Here is a 22,740-nt window from a genome sequence, read left to right as displayed (position 1 = left end):
CGCCAGCAGCACAGGCCGCGCCCGCCTGCCAGGAACCGGCAGCTGTGGCCCGCGCGTTCTACGAAGCGACGACGGGCGATGGCGACCTGCTGGAACCGCCGCCCGCGCTGGTCAGCCCCGGCTTCGGCAAGGCCCTGCGCGGCGAGCGCGCCTGCCAGCAGCGCGAAGAGGGCATCTGCACGATCGATTCCGATCCGTGGCTGGATGCGCAGGACGGCGACATCGAAACCCCGGTGCGTTACAGCTGGAAAGAGGCGTCGGCCACCGCCGGCGAGGTCGAGATGCGCTATTCGGTTTGGAAGAAGGCCTACGTGACCCGTCTATCGATGGTGCGTCAGGGGCAGGGCTGCTGGCAGGTCGATGACATCCTCACCAACAGCGGCCGTTCGGTGCGGAAGATCCTGGCCCAGCCTTGACGTTAGCGCCGGTGGGTGCCGACCGTTGGTCGGCACACCGCCTATCGCGAATGCCCGAACACCAGCTCGATCACGAACTGGCTGCCGAAGAACGCCAGCAGCAGCAACAGCATCGCCGCCAGCGTCCAGTGCACCGCCTTCATGCCGCGCCAGCCGTAGCGGCGGCGGCCGATCAGCAGCACGCCGAACACGATCCACGACAGCACGCTCAGCACGGTCTTGTGTACCAGCTTCTGTGCCAGCAGGTCGTCGACGAACAGCACGCCGGTGACCAGGGTCAGGGTCAGCAGCGCGAAGCCGACGGTGATCACCCGGAACAGCAGCGATTCCAGGTCGGCCAGCGGCGGCAGCGCCCGCAGCCACGGGCGGAACTCGCGGCGGCGCAGTGCGCGCTCCTGCAGCCACAGCATGATCGCCAGCAGCGCAGCGATGCTCAGCGTGGCGTAGGCCAGCAGCGCCAGCCAGGCGTGGCTGGCCAGGCGCCAGCCCAGCACCTTGCTCGGTTCGTGGCCGTAGCCGTGGTAGGCCAGCAGCAGCACTGCGGCCAACGGGAACACCACCACGCCCAGTGCCGACATCCGCCCACGCGCGCCCACCAGCGAGGTCAGCCACGCCATGCCCAGGCCGACCAGCGACAGCGCGGCGAAGAAGTGCATGTCCGGCCCGCCGTTGGTACGCATCGCCACCATCACGTGGTAGCCGCCATGCAGCAGCATCGCCGGCAGGGCGGGCCACAGCCAGATGGGGGAACCGGTGCTTTCATCGCGGCCGAGCGCACACACCAGCAGGGCACTGGCAGCCAGGTAGAGCAGGACGGCGATGAGAACGATTGTCATCGTTGCAGTTTCGCATACCCCTGCGATAGTGGCGACGGCCCCGTGGTCGCAGTCCGGGGAGGCGAGCGGACCCGTTATACTGTCTGCCTTATTGTCCCCCGCTTTCAGACAGGTTGCGCCGCATGTTCGAGTCCCTGACCCAGCGCCTTTCCGGCACCATCGAGCGCCTGCGTGGCCGCGGCCGCCTGACCGAGGAGAACATCCGCGAGGCGACCCGCGAAGTGCGCATCGCGCTGCTTGAAGCCGACGTTGCGCTGCCGGTGGTACAGGCCCTGATCGAGCGCATCAAGGTGCGCGCGGTCGGCCAGGAAGTGCTGAAGTCGCTGACCCCGGGCCAGGCCCTGATCAAGGTCGTGCGCGACGAGCTGACCGCGGTGATGGGGGCTGAAGCCAGCGACCTGAACCTGAATGTCCCGGCCCCGGCCATCATTCTGATGGCAGGCCTGCAGGGTGCCGGCAAGACCACCACGGTGGGCAAGCTGGCCAAGCACCTGAAGGAAAAGCGCAAGAAGAAGGTGATGGTGGTGTCGGCCGACGTTTATCGTCCGGCCGCGATCGAGCAGCTGAAGACCCTGGCCGAGCAGGTCGGCGTGCTGTTCTTCCCGTCCAGCGCCGACCAGAAGCCGGAAGCCATCGTGCGCGCCGCCATCGACGATGCACGCAAGTCGTTCGTCGACGTGCTGCTGGTCGATACCGCCGGCCGCCTGGCCATCGACGAAGCGATGATGGCCGAGATCAAGGCCCTGCACGCGGCGGTGAACCCGGCCGAAACCCTGTTCGTGGTCGACGCCATGACCGGCCAGGACGCAGCCAACACCGCGAAGGCCTTCGGCGATGCGCTGCCGCTGACCGGCGTGGTGCTGACCAAGACCGACGGCGACGCCCGCGGCGGTGCCGCGCTGAGCGTGCGCTACATCACCGGCAAGCCGATCAAGTTCGTCGGTGTCAGCGAAAAGCCGGAAGGCCTGGACGTGTTCCACCCGGACCGCATCGCCAGCCGCATCCTCGACATGGGCGATGTGCTGTCGCTGGTCGAGCAGGTCGAACAGCAGGTCGACAAGGACAAGGCCGCCAAGCTGGCCGAGAAGGTCGCCAAGGGCAAGAAGTTCGACCTGAACGACATGCGTGACCAGCTCGAGCAGATGCAGAACATGGGCGGCATCGGCGGCCTGATGGACAAGCTGCCGGGCCTGGGCAACATCCCCGACCATCTGAAGCAGCAGGTCAGCCAGGGCAAGGAAGTGCCGCGCATGATCGCCATCATCAACTCGATGACCAAGAAGGAACGGCGCAATCCGAACCTGCTCAACGGCTCGCGCCGCGCGCGCATCGCCAAGGGCTCGGGCGTGACCCCGGCCGACGTCAACAAGCTGATGAAGCAGTACATGCAGATGGAAAAGATGATGAGCAAGATGGCTGGCGGCGGCATGAAGGGCATGTTGCGCAGCATGAAGGGCATGATGGGCGCCATGGGCGGCCGCGGCATGCCGTTCCGTTGATGACGGCCCGGTCGCAGTCTGATGTAGCGCTCGAGCCTGTGCTCGGGCGGCGGCGCGCAGGCGACGCAACAAGCCGCCGGGCAGGCTCGACTCTACCCCCGCCCTGCGCGCACCATGGGGGCCTGTCCGAAACGATGGGCCGTCATGCAGAGTTCCGCTGTATCTTCCCGCGTCGAGGCGTTCTGCCGGCGCTTTGACGTTTCCGTTCCGATCCTGCTGGCACCGATGGCAGGCGCCTGTCCGGTGCCGTTGTCGGCCGCGTTGGCCAATGCCGGCAGCATGGGGGCGATGGGCGCGGTGCTGTCGTCATCTGCCGATATCGGTCGCTGGATGGAGGACTTCCGCGCGACCTCCACCGGCCCGGCACAGGTGAACCTGTGGGTGCCTGACCCCGTGCCGACCCGTGACGTTGCCGCCGAGGCCGCCAGCCGCGCCTTCCTCGCGCAGTGGGGCCCGGACGTGCCGGCCAGCGCCGCCGATGCCACGCCCGCCGACTTCGAAGAACAGTTCGCCGCGCTGCTGGCGGCGCGTCCTGCGGTGGCCTCGACCATCATGGGTGTGCTGCTGCCGCGCCACGTGCAGCAGCTGAAGGACGCCGGCATCGCCTGGATCGCGTGCGCGACCACGTTGTCTGAAGCACGCGCTGCCCAGGATGCCGGCGCCGATGCCGTGGTGGCGCAGGGCGTGGAAGCGGGTGGGCATCGTGGTTCATTCGATCCGGCGATGGCCGAGCGCCAGCTGGTCGGCCTGTTCGCGCTGCTGCCGCGGCTGGCCGATCACCTGCACATTCCGGTGATTGCCGCCGGCGGCATCGCCGATGGCCGTGGTATCGCCGCCGCACTCACCTTGGGCGCCAGCGCCGTGCAGATCGGCACCGCGTTCCTGCGCACGCCGGAAGCGGCGATCGCCTCGGCGTGGGCCGATGGGCTGGCCGCCAGCGAACCGGAAGACACCTGGCCGACCCGTGCCTTCAGCGGTCGTCTGGGCCGTGGTCTGGCGACACCCTACGTGCGCGCCGCCGCCGCAGAAGGCGCCCCGGCGCCGCGTCCGTACCCGGTGCAGCGCGGCCTGACCGCGCCGATGCGCAAGCAGGCCGTGCAGGAAAACCGCCTGGCCGCGATGCAGGCCTGGGCCGGGCAGTCCGCGTGGATGGCGCCGGCACAGCCGGCCGCAGACGTGCTGCGCGGCATGTGGAGCCAGGCGCAGGCACTGCTGCGATGACGCTGACCTGCAACGGCCAGCCGGCGCAGGTGGAGGATCTGCTGCCGGCGCTCGTCAACTACGGCCACTTCACCTCGCTGCAGGTGCGCGACCACGCGGTGCAGGGACTGGACCTGCATCTGGCGCGGCTGTCGCATGCCACGCGCGAGCTGTTCGGTAGCGAGCTGGATATGGCGCAGGTGCGGGCTTGGATGGTGCAGGCACTGCGGCAAGCGGGGCAGGGCGATGCCTCGTTGCGGGTGACGGTGTATTCGCGCCACTTCGATTTCCGCAATCCGCTGGCGGCGGTGCCCGTGGACGTGCTGGTGGCGGCGTCCGCGCCGGTGACGCTGACCGCCTCCAAGCGTGTGCGCAGCGTGGCCTGGCAGCGTGAACTGCCGCAGATCAAACATGTGGGCACCTTCGGCCTGTTCGCCGAGCGCCGCGCGGCGATGGCGGAAGGATTCGACGATGTGCTGTTCGTGACCGCCGATGGCCACGTGAGTGAAGGCAGCACCTGGAACCTGGCCGTGCACGATGGTGAACGGCTGCTCTGGCCGCAGGCGCCGGCCCTGCGCGGGACCGCCGAGGCGCTGCTGAAGCAGCATTGGCCGGGGGCGCAGGCCACGCAGCCATTGCGGCTGGCGGATATGGCCGGCGTGAAAGCCGCTTTTGCCTGCAACGCCAGCGGTCTGTGGGCGCTGGAGGCCATCGACGGGCATGTCCTGCCCGGCTCGCAGGCACTGGCTGAACAGGGCAGAGCGGTGCTTGCGGCGGTGGCTTGGGACGGTTTGGGGTGAAAAGCCCGCCGGGCATGGCCCAGCACTACCGTGAAGGCTGGTCACCCATGGGGTTGGCTCGGCCGGGCTCTGCCGCTATAATCGCCCGCTTACCTCGCCATCCTGGCGACTGGGCAATAGGAAAAACACCATGGTCAAGATTCGACTGACCCGCGGCGGCGCCAAGAAGCGTCCGTTCTACCACATCATCGTCACCGACGTGCGCAGCGCGCGCGACGGCCGCAACATCGAGCGCGTTGGCTTCTACAACCCGGTCGCCCAGGGCGCCGAGAAGCGCATCGAGCTGGACCTGGCCCGCGTTGACCATTGGGTCAAGAACGGCGCCCAGCCGACCGACAAGGTCCGCAACCTGATCAAGGAAGCGACCAAGTCCCAGGCCGCTGCGGCCTGATCCTGACGGGCCACGCTTCGGCGTGGCCCTCTTGGTTGAAGCAGATGAAAGATATCGAGCGCCGCATCCTGCTGGGCAGGGTTGTCGGCGCTTTTGGTGTGCGCGGCGAGATCAAGCTCGAGTCCTGGACCGAGCCACGTTCCGCCATTTTCCGTTACCAGCCGTGGATCGTGCGCAGCCCGTCCGGCGTGGAAACCACGATTGAAGGTGTACGCGGCCGCGACAGCGGCAAGCACCTGGTCGCCCGTTTCCCCGGCGTCGAGGACCGCGATACCGTCGAAGCGATGCACGGCACCGAGATCTACGTGGCCCGCAGTGCATTGCCGCCGCCGAAGCCGGACGAGTACTACTGGGTGGACCTGGAAGGCCTGGATGTGAAGACCACCGAGGGCGTTGCCCTGGGCCAGGTCTCGCATCTGTTCAGCACCGGCGCCAACGACGTGGTGGTGGTCCGGGGTGACCGCGAGCGGATGATTCCGTTCGTGCAGCCGGACTTCGTCAAATCGGTCGACTTCGAGGCCAACCTGGTCGTGGTCGACTGGGATCCCGAGTTCTGAGTGTGAGCATGCGTTTCGACGTCATCACCCTGTTTCCCGAGTTCCTCGCCCAGTCCGCCGGATTGGGCGTGGTCGGGCGCGCGCAGGAGAAGGGGTTGTTCAGCCTGCATGGCTGGAACCCCCGTGATTACGCCGAAGGCAACTACCGCCGGGTGGACGATCGTCCGTTCGGTGGTGGCCCGGGCATGGTGATGCTGATCGAGCCGCTGCAGGCCTGCCTGCAGGCGATCCGCGATGCTGATACGACGCCGGCACGGGTGATCTACCTCAGCCCGCAGGGCGCGCCGTTGACCCAGGCCAAGGTGCGGGAACTAGCGGCCCTGCCGCGCATGGTCCTGCTCTGCGGCCGCTACGAGGGCATCGACGAGCGTTTCCTGGAAGCCAATGTCGACGAGGAGATTTCCCTCGGCGACTATGTGCTGTCCGGTGGCGAGCTGGGCGCGGCGGTCATCATCGACGCCGTGGCCCGCCTGCAGGACGGTGCCCTGAATGACGCGGAATCGGCGGCGCAGGACAGCTTCGAGGGCGACCTCGGCCTGCTCGACTGCCCGCATTACAGCCAGCCGGCCCAGCACCCGCTGGGTGACGTGCCGGAGGTGCTGCGCTCGGGCAACCACGCGGCCATCGCGGCCTGGCGCCGCCAGCAGTCGCTGGTCCGTACCGCCCAGCGACGCCCGGACCTGCTGGATGAACAGGCGCTGGGCAAGGCCGACCGCAAACTGCTGGACCAGGCCCGCCAAGCCCCGAAACACAAGGCCAGCCCCTAGCGCAGGGCTGGCTTTATCGGCTATCATGGCCAATTCCCGTCGACCCCGGTCGGCGCGCGCAGTACCCAAAACAAACGTGCAGCACAGTCCGGTGACTGCATGAGCCTACGTTGTCGATACGACACGCCCACCCGAACAAGAATCGGTGTAACCCATGAGCAAGCTGAACAAGTCCATCGTCGCGGAATTCGAATCCGCCCAGATCACCCGTGAACTGCCGAAGTTCAGCCAGGGCGACACCGTTGTCGTCAACGTGAAGGTGAAGGAAGGCAGCCGCGAGCGCGTGCAGGCCTACGAAGGCGTCGTCATCGCCACCAAGAACGCCGGCCTGAACTCCTCGTTCACCGTCCGCAAGATCTCGCACGGCTACGGCGTCGAGCGCGTGTTCCAGACCCACAGCGCCATCATCGACTCGGTCGAAGTGAAGCGTCGTGGTAAGGTCCGCGCCGGCAAGCTGTACTACCTGCGTGGCCTGGAAGGCAAGGCTGCCCGCATCAAGGAAGACCTGGCTGCCGCTGCTGCCGCCAAGGCTGCCCGTCTGGCCGACAAGGCCTGATAAACAACTTCGGTTGTTGCCGCGACGGCCACCTTCGGGTGGCCGTTTGCGTTTCCGGCATCGCATCGGCCACGATCAGCTGATGAACGACATCAATCCGCGCTATCCCGCCGTGATCCAGTCGGCGTTGCGCTTCCTCGACGGCAAGGGGATGGCGCGCATGCAATCGGCGCCGTTGCTGCATCGCCTGCTGTGGCGCGTGGGCATCGCACTGCCACCGCCGATCCTGGCCGGCTTTGGCACCAACGCGCTGGTGCAGGGCCTGTTGTTTGGGCTGTTCTGGACCGCGCTGATGTGGCTGATGCTGTGGCAGGGCAGCGAGCGCCCGCTGGCGCTGTTGCTGGTGGCCGGGCTGTTGGCCGGTGCGCTGTTCGGCGTGGTGATGGCGGCCCTGATGCGCTCGCTGCGCCGCCACCGCAAGCTGCCGGACTGGCGGCAGTTCCGCGCGCGGCAGGCGGACTGAGCCGATGGCGCACTGCGCCGTGACCGCCAGGTAAGGGCCGCGCTAGGCTGCGGCTTCATCCCGATGGCCGTACCGTGCGATGCCTGCCAAGCGAACCGCACCTTTCGCCGCGCCCACGCTGCTGTCCGGCGGCAACCCGCAGATCGCCAAGGGCGAGGGCGATGCCCCGGTGCAGGCGTACATCGCCGCCATGCCGGACTGGAAGCGGCCGATCGGCGCACAGCTGGATGCGCTGATCGAGCAGGCTGTACCCGGCGTGCGCAAGGCGGTGAAGTGGAACTCGCCGATGTATGCGGTGGCGCCGGGCGAAGGCTGGTTCCTCAGCTTCCATTGCTTCACCCGCTACATCAAGGTGGCGTTCTTCCGTGGCGCTGCACTGAAGCCGATGCCACCCGAGCCGTCCAGGAGTGCCGATACGCGCTACCTGCACATCCCGCAGGATGGCGCGCTGGATGAAGCACAGTTCCTCGACTGGGTGCGCCAGGCCGCCGCGTTGCCCGGTGAGCGCATGTAACCCCGACGTTCTGGTTTCCTTCCCGACGAGAGCTGCTGATGGCCACGCATGCACCGAACCCTGCCGATGCCGGAACCCCGGCAACTGAACTGATCGATGCGCGCATCGCCGAGCTGGGCGACTGGCGTGGCGAAGTGCTGGCACGCGTGCGTGCGTTGATCCATGAAGCGCTGCCGGACGTGCAGGAGACCTGGAAGTGGCGCGGTACACCGGTGTGGGAGCACAACGGCATCCTGTGCACCGGCGAGACCTACAAGCAGGCGGTGAAGCTGACCTTCGCCAACGGGGCGGCGCTGGCCGATCCGAAAGGCCTGTTCAACGCCAGCCTGGAGGGCAACACGCGGCGCGCGATCGACATCCATGAAGGTGCGATGCCGAATGCCGCCGCGTTGAAGGCGTTGCTGCGCGCGGCGGCGGCGTTCAACGCGGCGAAGAAGAAACGCTGACCGCCTCCTGTAGCGCCGAGCCCATGCCCGGCTTGGAGGGCCGCGCCTGTGCGGACCAACGGTCCGCACCCACCTCAGCGCGGCGGAGTGGCATCCAGCGCGGCATCCGGGTCGGCCACCGGTGACGGTGGGCAGGCCGGAATTTCCGACGGCGTGGCCAGTTCTTCGGCGTGCGAAGGCTTGCCCATCATCTTCGCCTTGCGCCAGCCACCCCAGCGGTAATACGCCAGCGACAGCAGCATCGACACCAGCGAACTGACCGGGAAGCTCCACCAGATCGCATCGGCGCCCCAGTACGGCTGCAGCAGCTCGGCGAACGGCACGCGCACGCCCCACAGCGAACCGGCCAGGATCAGCAGCGGCGGAATCACCGCGCCGGTGGAGCGCACCACGCCGGAGATCACGAAGCTGACACCGAAGAACAGGAACGAGCCGATCACCACATGGTTGAGGTGGCGGGCGATGTCCAGCGCCTGGCTGGCCGGCGGCAGGAACAGGGCCAGCAGCTGGCGATCGAACACCACCAGCGGCAGGATCAGCGCGCCGGTCAGCAGGAAATTGAACAGCACGCCCTGGCGCGCGGTGCCGCGTACGCGGTCCCAGCGCTGTGCACCGACGTTCTGCGCGGCCATCGACGAGCACGCGGCGCCGATCGCCATCGCCGGCATCTGCAGGTAGTTCCATAGCTGCAGCGCGGCGCCGTAGCCCGCGCCGGTGTCGGTACCGTACTGGTTGACCATGGTCATCAGCAGGATCACCGACAGCGAGATCAGCACCATCTGCAGGCCCATCGGTACGCCCTTGACCACCAGCGCCTTGAGGATGGCCAGGTCGAGCTTGAACAGGCGCATGTCGGCACGGCCCAGCCACAGCGTGTGGCGCTTGTGCCGCATGTACAGCAGCAGGCCTGCCAGCGACAGCGTCTGCGCGACCAGCGTGGCCCAGGCCGAGCCGGCAATGCCCAGCGCCGGGAACGGGCCCATGCCGAAGATCAGTACCGGGTTCAGCACGATGTCCAGCGCCACCGAGACCATCAGGAAGCGGAACGGCGTGCGCGAGTCACCGGCACCGCGCAGCGCGGCGGTGAGGAAGGCGAACGCATACAGCGTCGGCATCGCCAGGAAGATGATCTGCAGGTAGGCCTCGGCCAGCGGCAGCGAGGCGGCCGGCGTGCCCATCGCCGCCAGCAGCGGATGGGCCATGAACCAGCCGGCGATGGCGATGATTACCGACAGGCCGATGAAGAAGGTGGCGCTGGTGCCGACCACGCGCCGCGCCTGCGCGATGTCGCGCGCGCCGATCGCCTGGCCGATCAGGATGGTCGAGGCCATGCCGAAGCCGAACACCGAGCCGATCAGGAAGAACATGATGTTGTTGGCGTTCGCGGTGGCGGTCAGTGCCGCCTCGCCGAGGAAGCGCCCGACCCAGACCGCATTCACCGAACCGTTCAGCGACTGCGCGATGTTGCCTGCCAGGATCGGCAGGGAAAACAGCAGGAGATTGCGGCCGATCGGGCCGGAGGTCAGGTCAAGCGGCGCTTTGGCCATGGAGTGGTGATCAAATCCCGGGAGGCGCACACTAGCACCAAGCCGGTTTGCAGGATGTGGCAATGCATCAACGACTGCAGATGAAGCGGAGCGCGGCGCTGGCCTTGATCGGCGCCGCACTGGCCGCATGTTCGACAGGTGACCGGCTGGGCGATACCCAGGTGCGGCCAACCGACCGCCCCGAGTGCCTGGTCGGCAGCCAGCGCCAGGATCTTTCCGCCGGCGTACCCACCCTGATCGGGGGCAGCGGCTGCCGCACCGATCCCGACAACCCGCGTCCCCTGAACAAGCGAACGGAGTAGTCCCTGCCGATGACCGAGCTTTCCCCGCTGTCGCCCAGTGTCCGCCTGGACATCTGGTTGTGGGCGGCCCGCTTCTTCAAGACCCGCAGCCTGGCCAAGCAGGCCATCGAAACCGGCAAGGTCAGCGTCGCGGGCCAGCGTCCGAAATCCTCGCGCGCGGTGCGTGTGGGTGAGCAGCTGCAGGTGGATCGCGGCGAGGAGCATTTCGAGATCCGGGTGCTCGGCCTGAGCGACCAGCGCGGGCCCGCACCGGCGGCGCAGCAGCTGTATGCCGAGAGCGAGGCCTCCAAGGCCCGTCGTGCCGAACAGCGTGCGCTGCGCATCGCCGCACGCGATGGGTTCCAACCGCCAGAGCACAAACCGGACAAGCGCGCGCGGCGGTTGATCCGCGCGTTGGGCGATATCGACGCGCTCTGACCGAACGGCGATTCCGGTGCATGGTTCCTATCGCGGCGCGAAAGCAGGCGTGAGTCACGGTGCATTCGGAAAGGGCGGGGCAGGCTGGAAGTCCACCTTCTGGAAGCCTGCCCATGCATCGCATGCTGTTGTGCCTGTCCCTGCTTGCCGCCGCGCCATTGCACGCGGCCGACATCACGTTCTGGGACACTCCGCAGCGCGGGGGCAACAGCATGAACATGTCGCCTCCGGACCGGAGCTACTTCGAGGCCCTGCGCGCGACCGGTGCGACCTGGGTACGGCTGGTACCGGACAAGTGGAAGGGGCAGGGCGGGCGTGACTTCCTGATTGGCAACGCCGACGACTACCGTAGCCTGGTTCCGGCCGACCTGGCCACGCTGCGGCGGGTGCTGGATGATGCCGACGCGGCTGGGCTGAAAGTGGTGCTGACTCCTTTGTCGTTGCCGTTGCTGCGCTGGAAGCAGCACAACGGCGACAAGGTCGATCCGCGCCTGTGGCAGTCCTTCGACAATCACGCGCCGGCCCGGCGCTTCTGGAGCGACCTCGCCACGGCATTGAAGGGCCATCCCGCACTGGCCGCCTACAACCTGATCAACGAGCCGGTTCCCGAGTATGGTGCTGGCCTGGCCGAGCATGCCTCGGCCGCGGCCATGCAGCAGTGGTACGCCGGTGTGGAAGACGGTCCACGCGATCTGCGCCGCTTCTATTCGGACCTGATCGCCAGCATCCGTGCGGTCGATGCGGACATGCCGTTGATGCTGGATGCCGGCTGGTACGCCGCTGCCGACGGTTTCAACTACTGGCCGGCGCCGCTGGCAGATTCGAAACTGCTGTACAGCGTGCACATGTATGAGCCGTATGCCGCAACCAGCGCGCCTAACCAGAAGCGCACCACGCCGTATCGCTACCCAGGCGTGGTGCCGTTTGGCGAACACAGCGAACGCTGGGATGCCGCGCGGGTCCGCAGTTACCTGCAGCAGCCGATGGACTGGGCGAAGACGCACGGCGTGAGGGCCAACCGCATGGTGGTCGGCGAGTTCGGCTGCATGCGGCGCTGGCCCGACTGCGGCCGCTACCTGCAGGACGTGCTGCAGGTGCTGGAGCAGGACAAGGTGCACTGGGCCTTCTACGCGTTCCGCGAGGATGGCTGGGATGGCATGGACTACGAGCTGGGCGACAGTCCGCTGCCGTGGTCGTACTGGCAGGCGCAGGAGAAGGGGAAGACCGTGGCGCCGCCGCGTTCGATGAAGGCACCGCTGTTTGCGCCGATCCTGGAGCGGTTGAAGGCGGGCAACCGGTAAGACGCCGGGCATTGCCCGGCGCGTCCCATGGAGATGCCGATCACGCCGGGCCACGCCCGGCGGCGGCATCGTTCAGCGCTTGCCACCCAGCAGGCTGCCGCCGATCTTGAGCAGATCGCCCACGCCGAGCTGGCCGTCACCGTCCTGGTCCAGCAGGCTGCCGAGCAGGCCACCGGCAAGACCGCCCTGTTGCTGCACCTGCTGCTTTTCTTGGCCCAGGGCCTGGCTGAGCGAGCCGGCATCGGCCTGGCCGCCACCGAGGCGCTGGGCAAGGAAGGCCATCACGATCGGCGCGAGGATCTGCAGCAGCTGGCTGGTGCGGCCGCTGTCGAGCTGGGTGGCCTGGGCCAGGCCGGTTTCCACCTTCTGCTGGCTGCCGCCGAAGATGTGGCCGAGGATGCCGGCGCCATCGCTGGCGGCACCGCCGCCGCCGCCACCCAGCACCGAGCCGAGCACGCTGCCCAGGTCCAGGCCACTGTGGTTGTTCTGCAAGGCGCCGAGCAGTGCCTGCGCGCCCTGCGGCTGCGAGGCGTTGTTGCCCAGCGCGCCCATCAGCACCGGCAGCGCGGCACTGATCGCGCCGGAAGCCTGGGTATCGCTGATGCCGAGCTGCTGCGACACCTGCTGCAGCGGGGCGCCCTGCAACTTGGCGAGAAGTTCATCGGTCAGGCTCATCTGCGGGATCCTTGATTGGGGTTGGGCGTGCAGAAGGTACGACGCGGACCGTTAAAACGGCGACGCCGCCTCGCAGGGAGGCGGCGTGCCGTTCACGGGGGAGGGCGATCAGAGCTCGATGTCTTCGGCGCCCGGGGTGGCGGTGGGGAAGTCCGCTTCCGGCTGGGCCGGCTTGAACGGATCCGACGGCTGGCTGGCCAGCGCCTTCAGCGCCGCGGCCACACCAGCACCGTAGGCCGGGTCGGCCTTGCTGCAGTTGTCGATGTGGCGCTGCTTGATGAAGTCCGGCGCATCGCCCAGGGCACGGGCGGTGTTGGCGAACAGGCGGTCCTTCTGTGCCTGGTTGTAGCTACGGAACAGCGCACCGGGCTGGCTGAAGTAGTCGGCGTCGTCCTCACGGAAGTTCCAGAAGTCGGCGTCGCCGCGGATCTTCATCGGCGGCTCGCGGTACTCCGGCTGCTCCTGCCACTGGCCGTAGCTGTTCGGCTCGTAGTGCGGCAGGCCGCCGTAGTTGCCGTCCACGCGCATCGCACCGTCGCGGTGGTTGCTGTGCACCGGGCAGCGCGCTGCGTTCACCGGAATCTGGTGGTGGTTCACGCCCAGGCGGTAGCGCTGCGCATCGGAGTAGGCGAACAGGCGCGCCTGCAGCATCTTGTCCGGCGAGGGGCCGATGCCCGGCACCAGGTTGCTCGGTGCGAACGCGGACTGCTCCACGTCCTGGTACCAGTTGACCGGGTTGCGGTTCAGTTCGAACTGGCCCACTTCGATCAGCGGGTAGTCGCTCTTCGGCCATACCTTGGTCAGGTCGAACGGATGCACGCGATAGGTTTCCGCCTCCAGCTCCGGCATGACCTGGATGAACAGCTTCCACTTCGGGAAGTCACCCTTCTCGATCGCGGCGAACAGGTCGCGGCCGTGGCTTTCGCGGTCATGGCCGACCAGGATCTGTGCCTGCGCATCGGTCAGCGATTCGATGCCCTGCTGGCTGACGAAGTGGAACTTGACCCAGAAGCGCTCGCTGTCGGCGTTGGTGAAGCTGTAGGTGTGCGAGCCGAAACCGTGCATGTGGCGGAAGCTGCGCGGAATGCCGCGATCGCTCATCACCACGGTCACCTGCAGCAGGGCTTCGGGCAGTAGCGTCCAGAAATCCCAGTTGTTGCGCGCGCTGCGCAGGTTGGTGTGCGGGTCGCGCTTCACGGCCTTGTTGAGGTCGGCGAACTTGCGCGGGTCGCGCAGGAAGAACACCGGCGTGTTGTTGCCGACCAGGTCCCAGTTGCCTTCTTCGGTGTAGAACTTCAGCGCGAAGCCGCGGATGTCACGCTCGGCATCGGCGGCGCCACGCTCGCCGGCCACCGTGGTGAAGCGGGCGAACATCTCGGTCTGCTTGCCGACCTTCTCGAACAGCTTGGCGCGGGTGTACTTGCTGATGTCTTGGGTGACGGTGAAGGTACCGAACGCGCCCGAGCCCTTGGCGTGCATGCGACGCTCGGGAATGATCTCGCGGTTGAGGTTGGCCAGCTTTTCCAGCAGCCAGACGTCTTCCATCAGCAGCGGGCCGCGTGGGCCGGCGGTCTTGCTGTTCTGGTTGTCCACCACCGGCGCGCCGAAGGCCGTGGTCATCGGGGTCACCGGATCATCGCCCTGCTTCTGTTTCGGCGTGGTGCTCAGCTCGCGCTGCTGCTGGGCGCCTTCCGCAGGCGACGGCGCGGTGTGATACGGGCATTTGGGGCTGTTGTTATCGGACTGGCTCATGGCTGGCTCCTGCGGGTGAAGACGGGGTGGAACATCTTCACTCGACTTTAGCTAGCGCCAGATGAAATGAATAATCGAATGATTCGTTCAGGTTGATAGATTCTGTCAATTGAAACTCAGAATCAGATTTGCGAAATCTTTCGATGGGCCTCCTGCGAGGCAGGAGGCCAAGCGTTTGCGCTGCGGCTACAGCAGCGCTTTCAAGCGATACAACGCTTCCAGCGCCTGCTTCGGCGTCAGTTCGTCCGGATCGATGGCGGCCAGTGCTTCCTGTGCCTTGTTCGATGGCGCCGCGAACAGGCCGAACTGCTGCGGTGCATCCAATGCCTGTGGTGCCAGCTCGGCGGCATGGCTTTCACCACCGCGCTGTTCCAGCTCGGCCAGGCGACGGCGCGCCTGCGCTACGGTGGCGCGCGGCAGGCCTGCCAGGGCCGCCACCTGCAGGCCGAAGCTGCGGTTGGCCGGGCCGTCCTTCACCGCGTGCATGAACACCAGCGCCTCACCATGCTCGACCGCGTCCAGGTGCACATTGGCAATACCGCTGCGGCCGCCTTCGTGCTGCTCATCGGCCAGCGCGGTCAGCTCGAAGTAGTGGGTGGCGAACAGCGTGTAGCAGCGGTTCTGGTAAGCCAGGTGGCGGGCCACCGCGTCGGCCAGCGCCAGGCCATCGTAGGTGGACGTGCCGCGGCCGATCTCATCCATCAGCACCAGCGAATGCGCGGTGGCGTGGTGCAGGATGTAGCTGGTCTCGGCCATTTCGACCATGAAGGTGGACTGCCCGCGGGCCAGGTCATCGCCGGCGCCGATGCGGGTCAGGATGCGGTCGATCGGGCCGATCAATGCGCGGCTGGCCGGCACGAAGCTGCCGATGTGGGCCAACAGCACGATCAGCGCGTTCTGCCGCATGTAGGTCGATTTACCGCCCATGTTCGGGCCGGTGATGACCAGCATCCGGCGGTCCGGATGCAGGTCCAGGTCGTTCGGTTCGAACGGCTGCTCGCGTACCGCCTCGACCACCGGGTGGCGGCCGCGTTCGATCTTCAGGCACGGCTCGGCCTGCAGTTCCGGCCGGGCCCAGTCCAGCGCCTGCGCGCGTTCGGCGAAGGCGGCCAGCACGTCCAGTTCGCTGAGTGCGGCGGCGCACTGCTTCAGCGGCTCCAGCTGCCCGCCGAGGGTATCCAGCAGCTGCTCGTACAGGTACTTCTCGCGCGACAGCGAACGGTCGCGCGCGGACAGCACCTTGTCCTCGAACGCCTTCAGTTCTTCGGTGATGTAGCGCTCGGCATTGGTCAGCGTCTGGCGGCGGGTGTAGTGCACCGGCGCGCGGTCGGACTGGCCCTTGCTGATTTCGATGTAGTAGCCATGCACACGGTTGTAGCCCACCTTCAGGGTGGCAATGCCGCTGCTTTCGCGCTCGCGCTGTTCCAGGTCGACCAGGAACTGGTCGGCGTGGGTGGACAGGCGGCGCAGTTCGTCCAGCTCTTCATCGAAGCCATCGGCCAGCACGCCGCCGTCGCTCAACTTCAGCGGCGGCATCTCGGCGATGGCGCTGGCCAGCAGCTGCGCGCACTCGTCGTGCTCGCCCAGCGCCGCATGCAGGGCCTGCAGGCGTGGTGAGTCCAGCGGGGCCAACACGTCGCGCACCGCCGGCAGCAGGCCCAGGCCGTCGCGCAGGGTGGAGAAATCGCGCGGGCGCGCTGAGCGCAGCGCCACGCGGGTGAGGATGCGTTCCAGGTCGCCAAGGCGGCGGAACTGCTCGCGGATGTCAGCGTCGCTGCCGCGATCGATCAGGGTTTCCACCGCATGGTGGCGCTGTACCAGCACCTCGCGCAGGCGCAGCGGACGATGCAGCCAGCGCCGCAGCAGGCGGCCGCCCATCGGCGTCACCGTGCTGTCGAGCACGCCCAGCAGCGTATTGCGGGTGTCGCCATCAACACGCGTATCCAGTTCCAGATGGCGGCGGGTGGCGGCGTTCATCGCGATCGCCTCGCCGGCAGTCTCCATCGCGATGGAGGTCAGGTGCGGCAGGCGCTGCTTCTGGGTTTCCTCGACATAACCGAGCAGGGCGCCGGCGGCAGCGGTCGCGCGCGGCTTGTCATCGATGCCGAAGCCGCTCAGGTCATGCAGTTTGAAGAAGTTCAGCAGCTGGCGGCGGCCACTGTCGGCATCGAACAGCCACGGCGCGCGGCGACGCACGCCGGTGCGCTGGCGCAGGAACTCCGGCCAGTTTTCTTCGTCGGGCACCAGCAGCTCGGCCGGCTCCAGCCGTGCCAGCTCGGCTTCCAGGGCGTCGTCGGTTTCCACTTCGTTGACCAGGAAGCGGCCGCCAGCCAGGTCGGCCCACGCCAGGCCGTAGCCCTGCTTGCTGCGCGACAGGGCCATCAGCAGGGTGTCGCGGCGTTCATCCAGCAGCGCCTCGTCGGTGACCGTGCCGGGGGTGACGATGCGCACTACCTTGCGCTCGACCAGGCCCTTGGCCAGCGCCGGGTCGCCGATCTGTTCGCAGATCGCCACCGACTCGCCCAGTGCCACCAGCCGCGCCAGGTAGCCTTCATAGGCATGTACCGGCACGCCGGCCATCGGGATCGGTGCGCCCCCGGAGCTGCCGCGCTGGGTCAGGGTGATGTCGAGCAGGCGCGCCGCCTTGCGGGCGTCGTCATAGAACAGTTCGTAGAAGTCACCCATGCGGAAGAACAGCAGCAGGTCCGGGTAATCGGACTTGGCCGCGAAGAACTGCTTCATCAGCGGGGTGTGGTCCTTGGACGCCTTGGCGTTGCTGGTGTTGTCTTTTGTATCAGTCACTTGGGGCGTTTCGCGTCTTGGCAGGGCGTCGGGGCGTGGCCACGCGCAGGCATGGCCGGAGAGATCGTTAGTGTAGCGACCTGGGGCGGTCGATGATCCCGACCGGAAGCCCAGAGACAAGGGCGGTTGCCCGCGACTGTCCGTACGCCAACGCAGGCCCCCGTACACCTGCGGTTTGGTTGATTTCCACGGGGCCCCACGGTAGTGTCAGCCCCGGCGATTTCCGCCAAGCGGCCTCCATGGAAACCGGGGCGACTCACCCCGGGCGGGCGTTGATGGAAAGAACAAGCATGACTGCAGCCTGCATGGCCGCCGAACCTCGTTACACCTGGCGTACCGTCCTGCTGAGCATCCTGGTCGCCATCGTTCCGCTTGCCGGCTCCGCACCCTATACCTTGCTGAAGGCGGTGCTGCTGCTGGCCCTGCTGGTCACCGGCGTGGTTCTGATCCGCCGCCAGCCCGATGTCCGCCTGCGCTACCGCATCGCCCGGTTCATCGTGATCGTCTGCTTCCTGCGCCTGGCCTATGCCTTCTACAGCATCCTCTGGCACGGGCTGCGCTGGAACGAACTGGACCTTCCTGCACAGACACTGCTCTACCTGGGCACCGCTGCGGTGTTCGCCACTGCGCTGGACTGGCGCCTGATCTGGAAGATCTTTGCCCTGTCCACCCTGGTCTTCGGCGGGTCGTGCATCGTGCAGCACCACGTGATGGGCCTTGAACGCGCGCACGGTTTCAGTGGCGGCGAATGGACGGCCATCGAGTTCACCATGGTGACGCTGTGCATGGCGCTGTTCTCGGTCATCCGGTTGATCCAGCCCAATGTCCATCCGGCCGAACGCTGGCTGCACGGCGTGGCCATCGCCGTCGGCGTCTATGGTTCGATCCTGGCGCAGAGCCGCGGGCCGATCCTGGCGTTCATTCCCGCCATGCTGATGGTGATTGCGGTGCACGTCCGGCGCACCCGGCGCTGGCGGGGGGCACTGGCCTTCGTCGGTGCCCTGGTCATTGGCGTGGTCGGCGCCACCTCGGTGCTGAACCATGAGGTGATCCAGCGCTTCGGTGAGGTCAGTGGCGAGATCTCCGGTTTCAACCAGGAAAACGAGGTCGGCTCGGTCCGCGAGCGCATCGCCATGTGGGGTGTGGCGGTCGACGCCTTCGCCGAGCATCCCGTGGCGGGGGTGGGCCTGAACCAGTTCGGTACCTATGCACGTGAGGGCATCGCACGCGGCGAGGTGTCCGAGTCGATCTTCCGCTACAACCACCCACACAACGAGTACCTGGAAGCGGCGGTGACCGGTGGCGTGCCGTTGCTGCTGATCATGCTGCTGGTCTTCATCCTGCCCGGCATCCATTTCGTGCGACGTCTCGGCCACGCCGACGACATCACCGCGATGATCGCCACCGCCGGACTTGCCGTGGTCATCGTCTATGCGCTTTCGGCGTTCACGGACAACGTGTTCTACCGGGCGATGCCGCATTCGTTCTATTTCTACCTGGTGCTGGGTTTCATGCTGGCGACCGCCTTGCCGGCGCGTGACCTGCTCCGGCCAGGGAGTCCTTCCTGATGGCGCATATCCATCTGCTGGCCGCCGACAACCAGCGTGGCCTGTCCCATGACATCCAGGTGATCGAGCGCTCGTTGCAGCAGCTCGGGCACACGGTGACGGTCAGCCGCCTGGACGCGGTGCGCAATGGTGGCGCCTGGAAACTCCGCGGAATGCGCCTGCGCAGGCTGCTGGCCTCGTGGCTGAGCCTGGGGCGCACGCCGGCCCGGTTCGACGTCAACATCTCGCTGGAACATGTCCGGCCGGCGAGCTTCGGACTGGCCAACGTCAATCTGTTGATCCCGAATCCGGAATGGGTGTCCGCACGCAGCCTGCGGATCCTGCCGCGGTTCGATGCGTTGCTGACCAAGACCGAAGAAGCCACGCGCATCTTCAACGCGCTGGGCATGCGCGCGCTGGAAGTCGGTTTCTGCAGCCGTGACCGCTACGACCCGGCAGTGCCGCGCAGGCCGCGCAGCTTCCTGCATGCGGCCGGTACCAGCCGTATGAAGGGAACGGCTGCACTCGTCAATGTCTGGAAACGGCACCCCGAATGGCCCTTACTGACCATCCTGCGCGGCGGCCCTTCGGACGAAGATGAGGGCGGTGCCGCGAACCTGAGAATCGTCCGCGAGCGGCTGCCCGACCAGGAGGTGCAGCGCCTGCAGAACGAACATGCGTTCCACCTGTGCCTGTCGCAGACCGAAGGCTGGGGCCACTATCTGGTGGAAGCGATGAGCTGCGGGGCGGTGGTGATCACCTGTGACGGCGCGCCGATGAATCAGATGATCGACGACAGCCGCGGCATCCTGGTTGCCGCGCACGAGGGCGAGCCCTGCCATCTGTCCAGGACCTGGCATGTGGATGAGAAGGCGCTGGAACAGGCCGTCGAGCGCGCGCTGGCGATGGATGAGGCCGAGTGGACCCGGCTGGGCGCCAATGCACGCGCATGGCACCTGGCCAGCGAGGTGGCGTTCCCGCGCCGTCTGGGCGATGCCCTGGCCAAGCTCTGAGCTGATGTGGGGCTGGTCGCTGCAGCCCGCTCAGCCAGGCACCAGGGTGATCTGCGGATGGCTGCCGAAGATCTCCATGACGATCTCGAAGTAGGTCTGTCCCTGGCCAAACGCCAGTGCCGTCAACTGAGCGTGGATGGCCGCACCGTTGAACCTGCCGCCCTGAGCGAGTTTCGACTGCAGCCAGGCGCGCGTGGTCTCGCGGCCCAGTGCATCGCGGCTGTGGGCGATGTCACGCCACACCACCGTGGCGATGGCATGGCCTGCGAGAGCGCCGTAGCCGCCGTGAAGCAGGTCATCAAGCGCATCCAGGCTTGCGCCCAGTTGCCAGTCTTCGTCGGCCATGAACACGCGATTGATTTCCACGTAGAGGCTGGCGATGTCGTTGATGGACGCGCCTTCGATGTGCAGGATCCGTGTCATCTGCAGACTGTAGCCCTCCCGGGCGGCGGTTGTGTCCGGCGCAGATAATCCAGGGCCGCTTCGGATGGAGTTGGCATGATTATGGTGTTAAACCTGCGTGATTTTCATCGGGCGCTGGCGTGTCAGCGGTATTCGATAATGATATGGCGCCATTATCTGTCGCCTTGTTTTCTGACTGCCTGCACAGTTCCATATATTTGGATCGGTCCATATATAAAGTCCTGTAAAGTTTCCCTTCGCTGCGCCGCCATCGAACGTACGGCCACGATCAAGGGAATTGAGATGCTTGCCTTACGTAATCTCCGTGTGGGATCCCGGCTTGGCGCCGGCTTCGGTCTGCTGCTGCTGTTCATCATGGCCATCGTTGGCCTGGTGCTGTATGGGAATCAGCTGAAATCCGCCCAGTTCGAGAAAGTGGTGGACGTCAACATGGTCAAGATGCGTTTGTTGAATGACATGCTTGATACCAACAACGCGGTGCTGATGCATCGCCGCCTGATGGTGATCAAGCGGGGTGATGAGTTCGACAGGGATTACCAGCGTGCCCAGGAGTTGTCGCGGACCTATGACGGTATCTGGGCCAAGTACATCAAGATTCCGCGTGACGCCACCGGCGATACCCTGGTCGCGCGCATCGAGGCGGCACGAAAGGCCACCGATGCATCAACCCAGCAACTGCATGAGCGCATGAAGGTGGGGGATTTTGATGGGGCAGCGAAGGAGCTGCTGGCCGAGCACGGTCTGGCAACGGCCTGGAATGAATCCATCTCGGCCCTGCTGCGCCACCAGGAAACACTGACCGAACGCAGCCGCGAAGAGTACCGCGCAACCGAATCGTGGACCGGCACGCTGTCGATCGCGTTCGGGGCACTGAGCCTGCTGCTGGGCACGTTGGCGGCCTGGGCGATCACCCGCAGCCTGACCCGTCCGCTGGAAGGCGCGGTGAAGCTGGCCGACGGCATCGCCAGTGGCCGCCTGGACAGCAGCATCGACGCCACCGGCAACGACGAGGTGACCCAGCTGCTGAAGTCGATGCAGCGCATGCAGGCACAGCTGCAGTCGGTGATGGCGGCGCAGGGCGAGCTGGCACGCCAGCACGATGCCGGCAGCCTCAGCTACCGCATGGACGAGAGCGCATTCCCCGGCGACTACGGGCGCATGGTGCATGAGACCAATGCGCTGGTTGGATCGCACGTGCAGGTACAGAACCGGCTGATCGAGGTGATGAAGCACTACGCACGCGGCGATCTGTCGGTGGACATGGACCCGCTGCCCGGCGAGAAGGCGGCGATCACCCAGGCGATGGACGAAACCAAGTCCAGCCTGTCGGCGATCAACAGCGAGATCCGCCGGCTGGCGACAGCGGCCGCGGCAGGCGACTTCAGCCTGCGCGGTGATGAAGATCGCTTCGCCTACGATTTCCGCGACATGGTGGCAGGGCTCAATCGCCTGATGCAGACCACCGACGAGAACCTGGTGCAGGTCTCGACCCTGCTGCAGGCCATCTCGCGCGGCGACCTGACCGTGCGCATGCAGGGGGATTTCCACGGCGTGTTCGCGCGCATGCGTGATGACTGCAACGCCACCGTCGATCAGCTCAAGCAGATCGTGGGCCGTATCCAGGCCAGTGCTTCCAGCATCAACCTGGCAGCGGGCGAGATCGCCTCGGGCAACACCGACCTGTCGCGGCGTACCGAACAGCAGGCGGCGAACCTGGAAGAAACGGCAGCGTCGATGGAGGAACTGACCTCTACCGTGAAGCAGAACGCCGAGCACGCACGCCAGGCCAACCAGCTGGCCATCGGCGCGCATGGTGTTGCCTCGCAGGGCGGTGAAGTGGTCGGGCAGGTGGTCACCACGATGTCGGCCATCGAAGCCGCGTCGAAGAAGATCGCCGAGATCATCTCGGTCATCGATGGCATCGCCTTCCAGACCAATATCCTCGCGCTGAACGCGGCGGTCGAAGCTGCGCGTGCCGGGGAACAGGGCAGGGGCTTTGCCGTGGTGGCCAGCGAAGTGCGTACGCTGGCGCAGCGCTCGGCGGGCGCGGCCAAGGAGATCAAGGGCCTGATCGAGGATTCGGTCGGCAAGGTCGCCGATGGCTCGGCGCTGGTCCGCCAGGCCGGCACCACGATGGGCGAGATCGTGGCCTCGGTGCAGCGCGTGACCGACATCATGGCCGATATCTCTGCTGCCTCCCAGGAGCAGAGCTCGGGCATCGAACAGGTCAACCAGGCGGTGGTGCAGATGGATGAGACCACCCAGCAGAATGCCGCGCTGGTCGAAGAAGCCAGTGCCGCAGCGCGCTCGATGGAGGAGCAGGCGAACCTGCTGGCCGAAGCCGTGTCGGTGTTCCGCACGGGGGCGGTGACCGCCGCCGCAGTACGCCCGGCGCTGGCAGCCGTGGCGGCATCGGTTGCGCCGGTACGCCGGCCTGCGGTGCTGTCGCCGCGGCTTGAGCCGACGCTGGCCGCCAATGCGGGTGGTTGGGAAGAGTTCTAGCAGAGGGCAATGCC

23 protein-coding genes are annotated in these 22,740 nt (G+C 66.7%); 17 read left to right on the top strand and 6 right to left on the bottom strand.

The features are described 5' to 3' along the window. On the top strand, positions 1-416 hold a 416-nt coding region (locus ACTJJM_RS02660; protein ID WP_440865119.1), incomplete at its 5' end, for a hypothetical protein. 41 nt (positions 417-457) lie between these two features. Here the strand turns inward: ACTJJM_RS02660 and ACTJJM_RS02655 are convergent. Then, complete coding sequence (locus tag ACTJJM_RS02655) at positions 458-1,252, bottom strand: cytochrome C assembly family protein (protein ID WP_049482736.1); 795 nt, start codon at positions 1,250-1,252, stop codon at positions 458-460. 122 nt (positions 1,253-1,374) lie between these two features. On the opposite strand from ACTJJM_RS02655, the gene ffh reads away from it, so the two are divergent. From ffh to ACTJJM_RS02605, 10 genes are all read left to right on the top strand, one after another. After that, positions 1,375-2,751 carry a signal recognition particle protein gene (ffh, locus tag ACTJJM_RS02650; RefSeq protein ID WP_010483267.1) on the top strand — a complete coding sequence of 459 codons (1,377 nt, stop codon included), beginning with the start codon at positions 1,375-1,377 and terminating at the stop codon, positions 2,749-2,751. 144 nt (positions 2,752-2,895) lie between these two features. Next, positions 2,896-3,972 (top strand): NAD(P)H-dependent flavin oxidoreductase, encoded by a 1,077-nt coding sequence (locus ACTJJM_RS02645; protein ID WP_049411343.1) that lies wholly within the window; start codon positions 2,896-2,898, stop codon positions 3,970-3,972. After that, entirely contained in the window at positions 3,969-4,751 is a 783-nt protein-coding gene (locus tag ACTJJM_RS02640) for an aminotransferase class IV family protein (RefSeq protein ID WP_010483262.1), read from the top strand. Before ACTJJM_RS02645 ends, ACTJJM_RS02640 begins: the two co-directional genes overlap by 4 nt. A gap of 130 nt (positions 4,752-4,881) precedes the next feature. After that, entirely contained in the window at positions 4,882-5,142 is a 261-nt protein-coding gene (gene rpsP, locus ACTJJM_RS02635) for a 30S ribosomal protein S16 (protein WP_005415733.1), read from the top strand. A 44-nt stretch (positions 5,143-5,186) separates the two neighbouring features. Further along, positions 5,187-5,699 carry a ribosome maturation factor RimM gene (gene rimM / locus ACTJJM_RS02630; protein ID WP_010483256.1) on the top strand — a complete coding sequence of 171 codons (513 nt, stop codon included), beginning with the start codon at positions 5,187-5,189 and terminating at the stop codon, positions 5,697-5,699. A gap of 8 nt (positions 5,700-5,707) precedes the next feature. Continuing rightward, positions 5,708-6,466: a tRNA (guanosine(37)-N1)-methyltransferase TrmD gene (gene trmD / locus ACTJJM_RS02625; RefSeq protein WP_010483254.1), complete on the top strand. Its 759-nt coding sequence runs from the start codon at positions 5,708-5,710 to the stop codon at positions 6,464-6,466. A 154-nt stretch (positions 6,467-6,620) separates the two neighbouring features. Then, positions 6,621-7,022, top strand: a complete 402-nt coding sequence (gene rplS, locus ACTJJM_RS02620; RefSeq protein WP_005415736.1) for a 50S ribosomal protein L19 — start codon at positions 6,621-6,623, stop codon at positions 7,020-7,022. Positions 7,023-7,104: 82 nt separating this feature from the next. Then, complete coding sequence (locus tag ACTJJM_RS02615; protein WP_305730112.1) at positions 7,105-7,485, top strand: DUF6404 family protein; 381 nt, start codon at positions 7,105-7,107, stop codon at positions 7,483-7,485. A gap of 79 nt (positions 7,486-7,564) precedes the next feature. Then, positions 7,565-7,999 carry a DUF1801 domain-containing protein gene (locus ACTJJM_RS02610; RefSeq protein ID WP_100448061.1) on the top strand — a complete coding sequence of 145 codons (435 nt, stop codon included), beginning with the start codon at positions 7,565-7,567 and terminating at the stop codon, positions 7,997-7,999. Between the two features lie 38 nt (positions 8,000-8,037). Further along, positions 8,038-8,445 carry a DUF1801 domain-containing protein gene (locus ACTJJM_RS02605; protein ID WP_010483245.1) on the top strand — a complete coding sequence of 136 codons (408 nt, stop codon included), beginning with the start codon at positions 8,038-8,040 and terminating at the stop codon, positions 8,443-8,445. A gap of 74 nt (positions 8,446-8,519) precedes the next feature. On the opposite strand, the gene ACTJJM_RS02600 is transcribed toward ACTJJM_RS02605, so the two are convergent. Then, positions 8,520-9,992: an MATE family efflux transporter gene (locus ACTJJM_RS02600; protein ID WP_228355152.1), complete on the bottom strand. Its 1,473-nt coding sequence runs from the start codon at positions 9,990-9,992 to the stop codon at positions 8,520-8,522. A 62-nt stretch (positions 9,993-10,054) separates the two neighbouring features. On the opposite strand from ACTJJM_RS02600, the gene ACTJJM_RS02595 reads away from it, so the two are divergent. From ACTJJM_RS02595 to ACTJJM_RS02585, 3 genes are all read left to right on the top strand, one after another. After that, positions 10,055-10,294: a hypothetical protein gene (locus tag ACTJJM_RS02595; protein ID WP_019337562.1), complete on the top strand. Its 240-nt coding sequence runs from the start codon at positions 10,055-10,057 to the stop codon at positions 10,292-10,294. A gap of 9 nt (positions 10,295-10,303) precedes the next feature. Then, the gene (locus ACTJJM_RS02590; protein ID WP_010483238.1) at positions 10,304-10,711 is read left to right on the top strand and encodes an RNA-binding S4 domain-containing protein; all 408 of its coding nucleotides are present in this window, start codon (positions 10,304-10,306) and stop codon (positions 10,709-10,711) included. A gap of 113 nt (positions 10,712-10,824) precedes the next feature. Then, on the top strand, positions 10,825-12,012 hold the full coding sequence (locus ACTJJM_RS02585; protein ID WP_197576678.1) for a cellulase family glycosylhydrolase: 1,188 nt from the start codon (positions 10,825-10,827) through the stop codon (positions 12,010-12,012). 72 nt (positions 12,013-12,084) lie between these two features. Here ACTJJM_RS02585 and ACTJJM_RS02580 read toward each other — a convergent pair whose 3' ends face one another. The 3 genes from ACTJJM_RS02580 to mutS form a co-directional block, all read right to left on the bottom strand. Further along, a complete protein-coding gene (locus ACTJJM_RS02580) occupies positions 12,085-12,687 on the bottom strand; it encodes a DUF937 domain-containing protein (protein WP_010483234.1) in 603 nt (200 codons plus the stop codon). 108 nt (positions 12,688-12,795) lie between these two features. Beyond that, on the bottom strand, positions 12,796-14,439 hold the full coding sequence (locus tag ACTJJM_RS02575) for a catalase (RefSeq protein WP_440865118.1): 1,644 nt from the start codon (positions 14,437-14,439) through the stop codon (positions 12,796-12,798). Positions 14,440-14,625: 186 nt separating this feature from the next. Continuing rightward, positions 14,626-17,181: a DNA mismatch repair protein MutS gene (gene mutS / locus ACTJJM_RS02570; RefSeq protein WP_032952456.1), complete on the bottom strand. Its 2,556-nt coding sequence runs from the start codon at positions 17,179-17,181 to the stop codon at positions 14,626-14,628. Positions 17,182-17,546: 365 nt separating this feature from the next. On the opposite strand from mutS, the gene ACTJJM_RS02565 reads away from it, so the two are divergent. Together ACTJJM_RS02565 and ACTJJM_RS02560 are read left to right on the top strand one after the other, a co-directional pair. Next, the gene (locus ACTJJM_RS02565) at positions 17,547-18,809 is read left to right on the top strand and encodes an O-antigen ligase family protein (protein ID WP_235303970.1); all 1,263 of its coding nucleotides are present in this window, start codon (positions 17,547-17,549) and stop codon (positions 18,807-18,809) included. Beyond that, the gene (locus tag ACTJJM_RS02560; protein WP_010483226.1) at positions 18,809-19,801 is read left to right on the top strand and encodes a glycosyltransferase; all 993 of its coding nucleotides are present in this window, start codon (positions 18,809-18,811) and stop codon (positions 19,799-19,801) included. Before ACTJJM_RS02565 ends, ACTJJM_RS02560 begins: the two co-directional genes overlap by 1 nt. 30 nt (positions 19,802-19,831) lie before the next feature. Here the strand turns inward: ACTJJM_RS02560 and ACTJJM_RS02555 are convergent, their stop codons facing one another. After that, complete coding sequence (locus tag ACTJJM_RS02555; RefSeq protein ID WP_049455629.1) at positions 19,832-20,224, bottom strand: barstar family protein; 393 nt, start codon at positions 20,222-20,224, stop codon at positions 19,832-19,834. Positions 20,225-20,506: 282 nt separating this feature from the next. On the opposite strand from ACTJJM_RS02555, the gene ACTJJM_RS02550 reads away from it, so the two are divergent. Beyond that, positions 20,507-22,726, top strand: a complete 2,220-nt coding sequence (locus ACTJJM_RS02550; RefSeq protein ID WP_440865117.1) for a methyl-accepting chemotaxis protein — start codon at positions 20,507-20,509, stop codon at positions 22,724-22,726. The last annotated feature ends 14 nt before the right edge of the window (positions 22,727-22,740 follow it).

The sequence above is a fragment of the Stenotrophomonas sp. 22692 genome (genome assembly GCF_052045015.1).
Lineage (GTDB): Bacteria > Pseudomonadota > Gammaproteobacteria > Xanthomonadales > Xanthomonadaceae > Stenotrophomonas > Stenotrophomonas geniculata.
The sequence above is the reverse complement of the archived record's forward strand: the minus strand, read 5'-3'. Positions and strand labels throughout refer to the sequence as shown.

Bases quoted from the DNA above. Each gene is read 5' to 3' on its own strand.
- ACTJJM_RS02655 (WP_049482736.1), bottom strand. From the start codon at position 1,252: ATGACAATCGTTCTCATCGCCGTCCTGCTCTACCTGGCTGCCAGTGCC.
- ffh (WP_010483267.1), top strand. From the start codon at position 1,375: ATGTTCGAGTCCCTGACCCAGCGCCTTTCCGGCACCATCGAGCGCCTG.
- ACTJJM_RS02645 (WP_049411343.1), top strand. From the start codon at position 2,896: ATGCAGAGTTCCGCTGTATCTTCCCGCGTCGAGGCGTTCTGCCGGCGC.
- ACTJJM_RS02640 (WP_010483262.1), top strand. From the start codon at position 3,969: ATGACGCTGACCTGCAACGGCCAGCCGGCGCAGGTGGAGGATCTGCTG.
- rpsP (WP_005415733.1), top strand. From the start codon at position 4,882: ATGGTCAAGATTCGACTGACCCGCGGCGGCGCCAAGAAGCGTCCGTTC.
- rimM (WP_010483256.1), top strand. From the start codon at position 5,187: ATGAAAGATATCGAGCGCCGCATCCTGCTGGGCAGGGTTGTCGGCGCT.
- trmD (WP_010483254.1), top strand. From the start codon at position 5,708: ATGCGTTTCGACGTCATCACCCTGTTTCCCGAGTTCCTCGCCCAGTCC.
- rplS (WP_005415736.1), top strand. From the start codon at position 6,621: ATGAGCAAGCTGAACAAGTCCATCGTCGCGGAATTCGAATCCGCCCAG.
- ACTJJM_RS02615 (WP_305730112.1), top strand. From the start codon at position 7,105: ATGAACGACATCAATCCGCGCTATCCCGCCGTGATCCAGTCGGCGTTG.
- ACTJJM_RS02610 (WP_100448061.1), top strand. From the start codon at position 7,565: ATGCCTGCCAAGCGAACCGCACCTTTCGCCGCGCCCACGCTGCTGTCC.
- ACTJJM_RS02605 (WP_010483245.1), top strand. From the start codon at position 8,038: ATGGCCACGCATGCACCGAACCCTGCCGATGCCGGAACCCCGGCAACT.
- ACTJJM_RS02600 (WP_228355152.1), bottom strand. From the start codon at position 9,992: ATGGCCAAAGCGCCGCTTGACCTGACCTCCGGCCCGATCGGCCGCAAT.
- ACTJJM_RS02595 (WP_019337562.1), top strand. From the start codon at position 10,055: ATGCATCAACGACTGCAGATGAAGCGGAGCGCGGCGCTGGCCTTGATC.
- ACTJJM_RS02590 (WP_010483238.1), top strand. From the start codon at position 10,304: ATGACCGAGCTTTCCCCGCTGTCGCCCAGTGTCCGCCTGGACATCTGG.
- ACTJJM_RS02585 (WP_197576678.1), top strand. From the start codon at position 10,825: ATGCATCGCATGCTGTTGTGCCTGTCCCTGCTTGCCGCCGCGCCATTG.
- ACTJJM_RS02580 (WP_010483234.1), bottom strand. From the start codon at position 12,687: ATGAGCCTGACCGATGAACTTCTCGCCAAGTTGCAGGGCGCCCCGCTG.
- ACTJJM_RS02575 (WP_440865118.1), bottom strand. From the start codon at position 14,439: ATGAGCCAGTCCGATAACAACAGCCCCAAATGCCCGTATCACACCGCG.
- mutS (WP_032952456.1), bottom strand. From the start codon at position 17,181: ATGAAGCAGTTCTTCGCGGCCAAGTCCGATTACCCGGACCTGCTGCTG.
- ACTJJM_RS02565 (WP_235303970.1), top strand. From the start codon at position 17,547: ATGGCCGCCGAACCTCGTTACACCTGGCGTACCGTCCTGCTGAGCATC.
- ACTJJM_RS02560 (WP_010483226.1), top strand. From the start codon at position 18,809: ATGGCGCATATCCATCTGCTGGCCGCCGACAACCAGCGTGGCCTGTCC.
- ACTJJM_RS02555 (WP_049455629.1), bottom strand. From the start codon at position 20,224: ATGACACGGATCCTGCACATCGAAGGCGCGTCCATCAACGACATCGCC.
- ACTJJM_RS02550 (WP_440865117.1), top strand. From the start codon at position 20,507: ATGCTTGCCTTACGTAATCTCCGTGTGGGATCCCGGCTTGGCGCCGGC.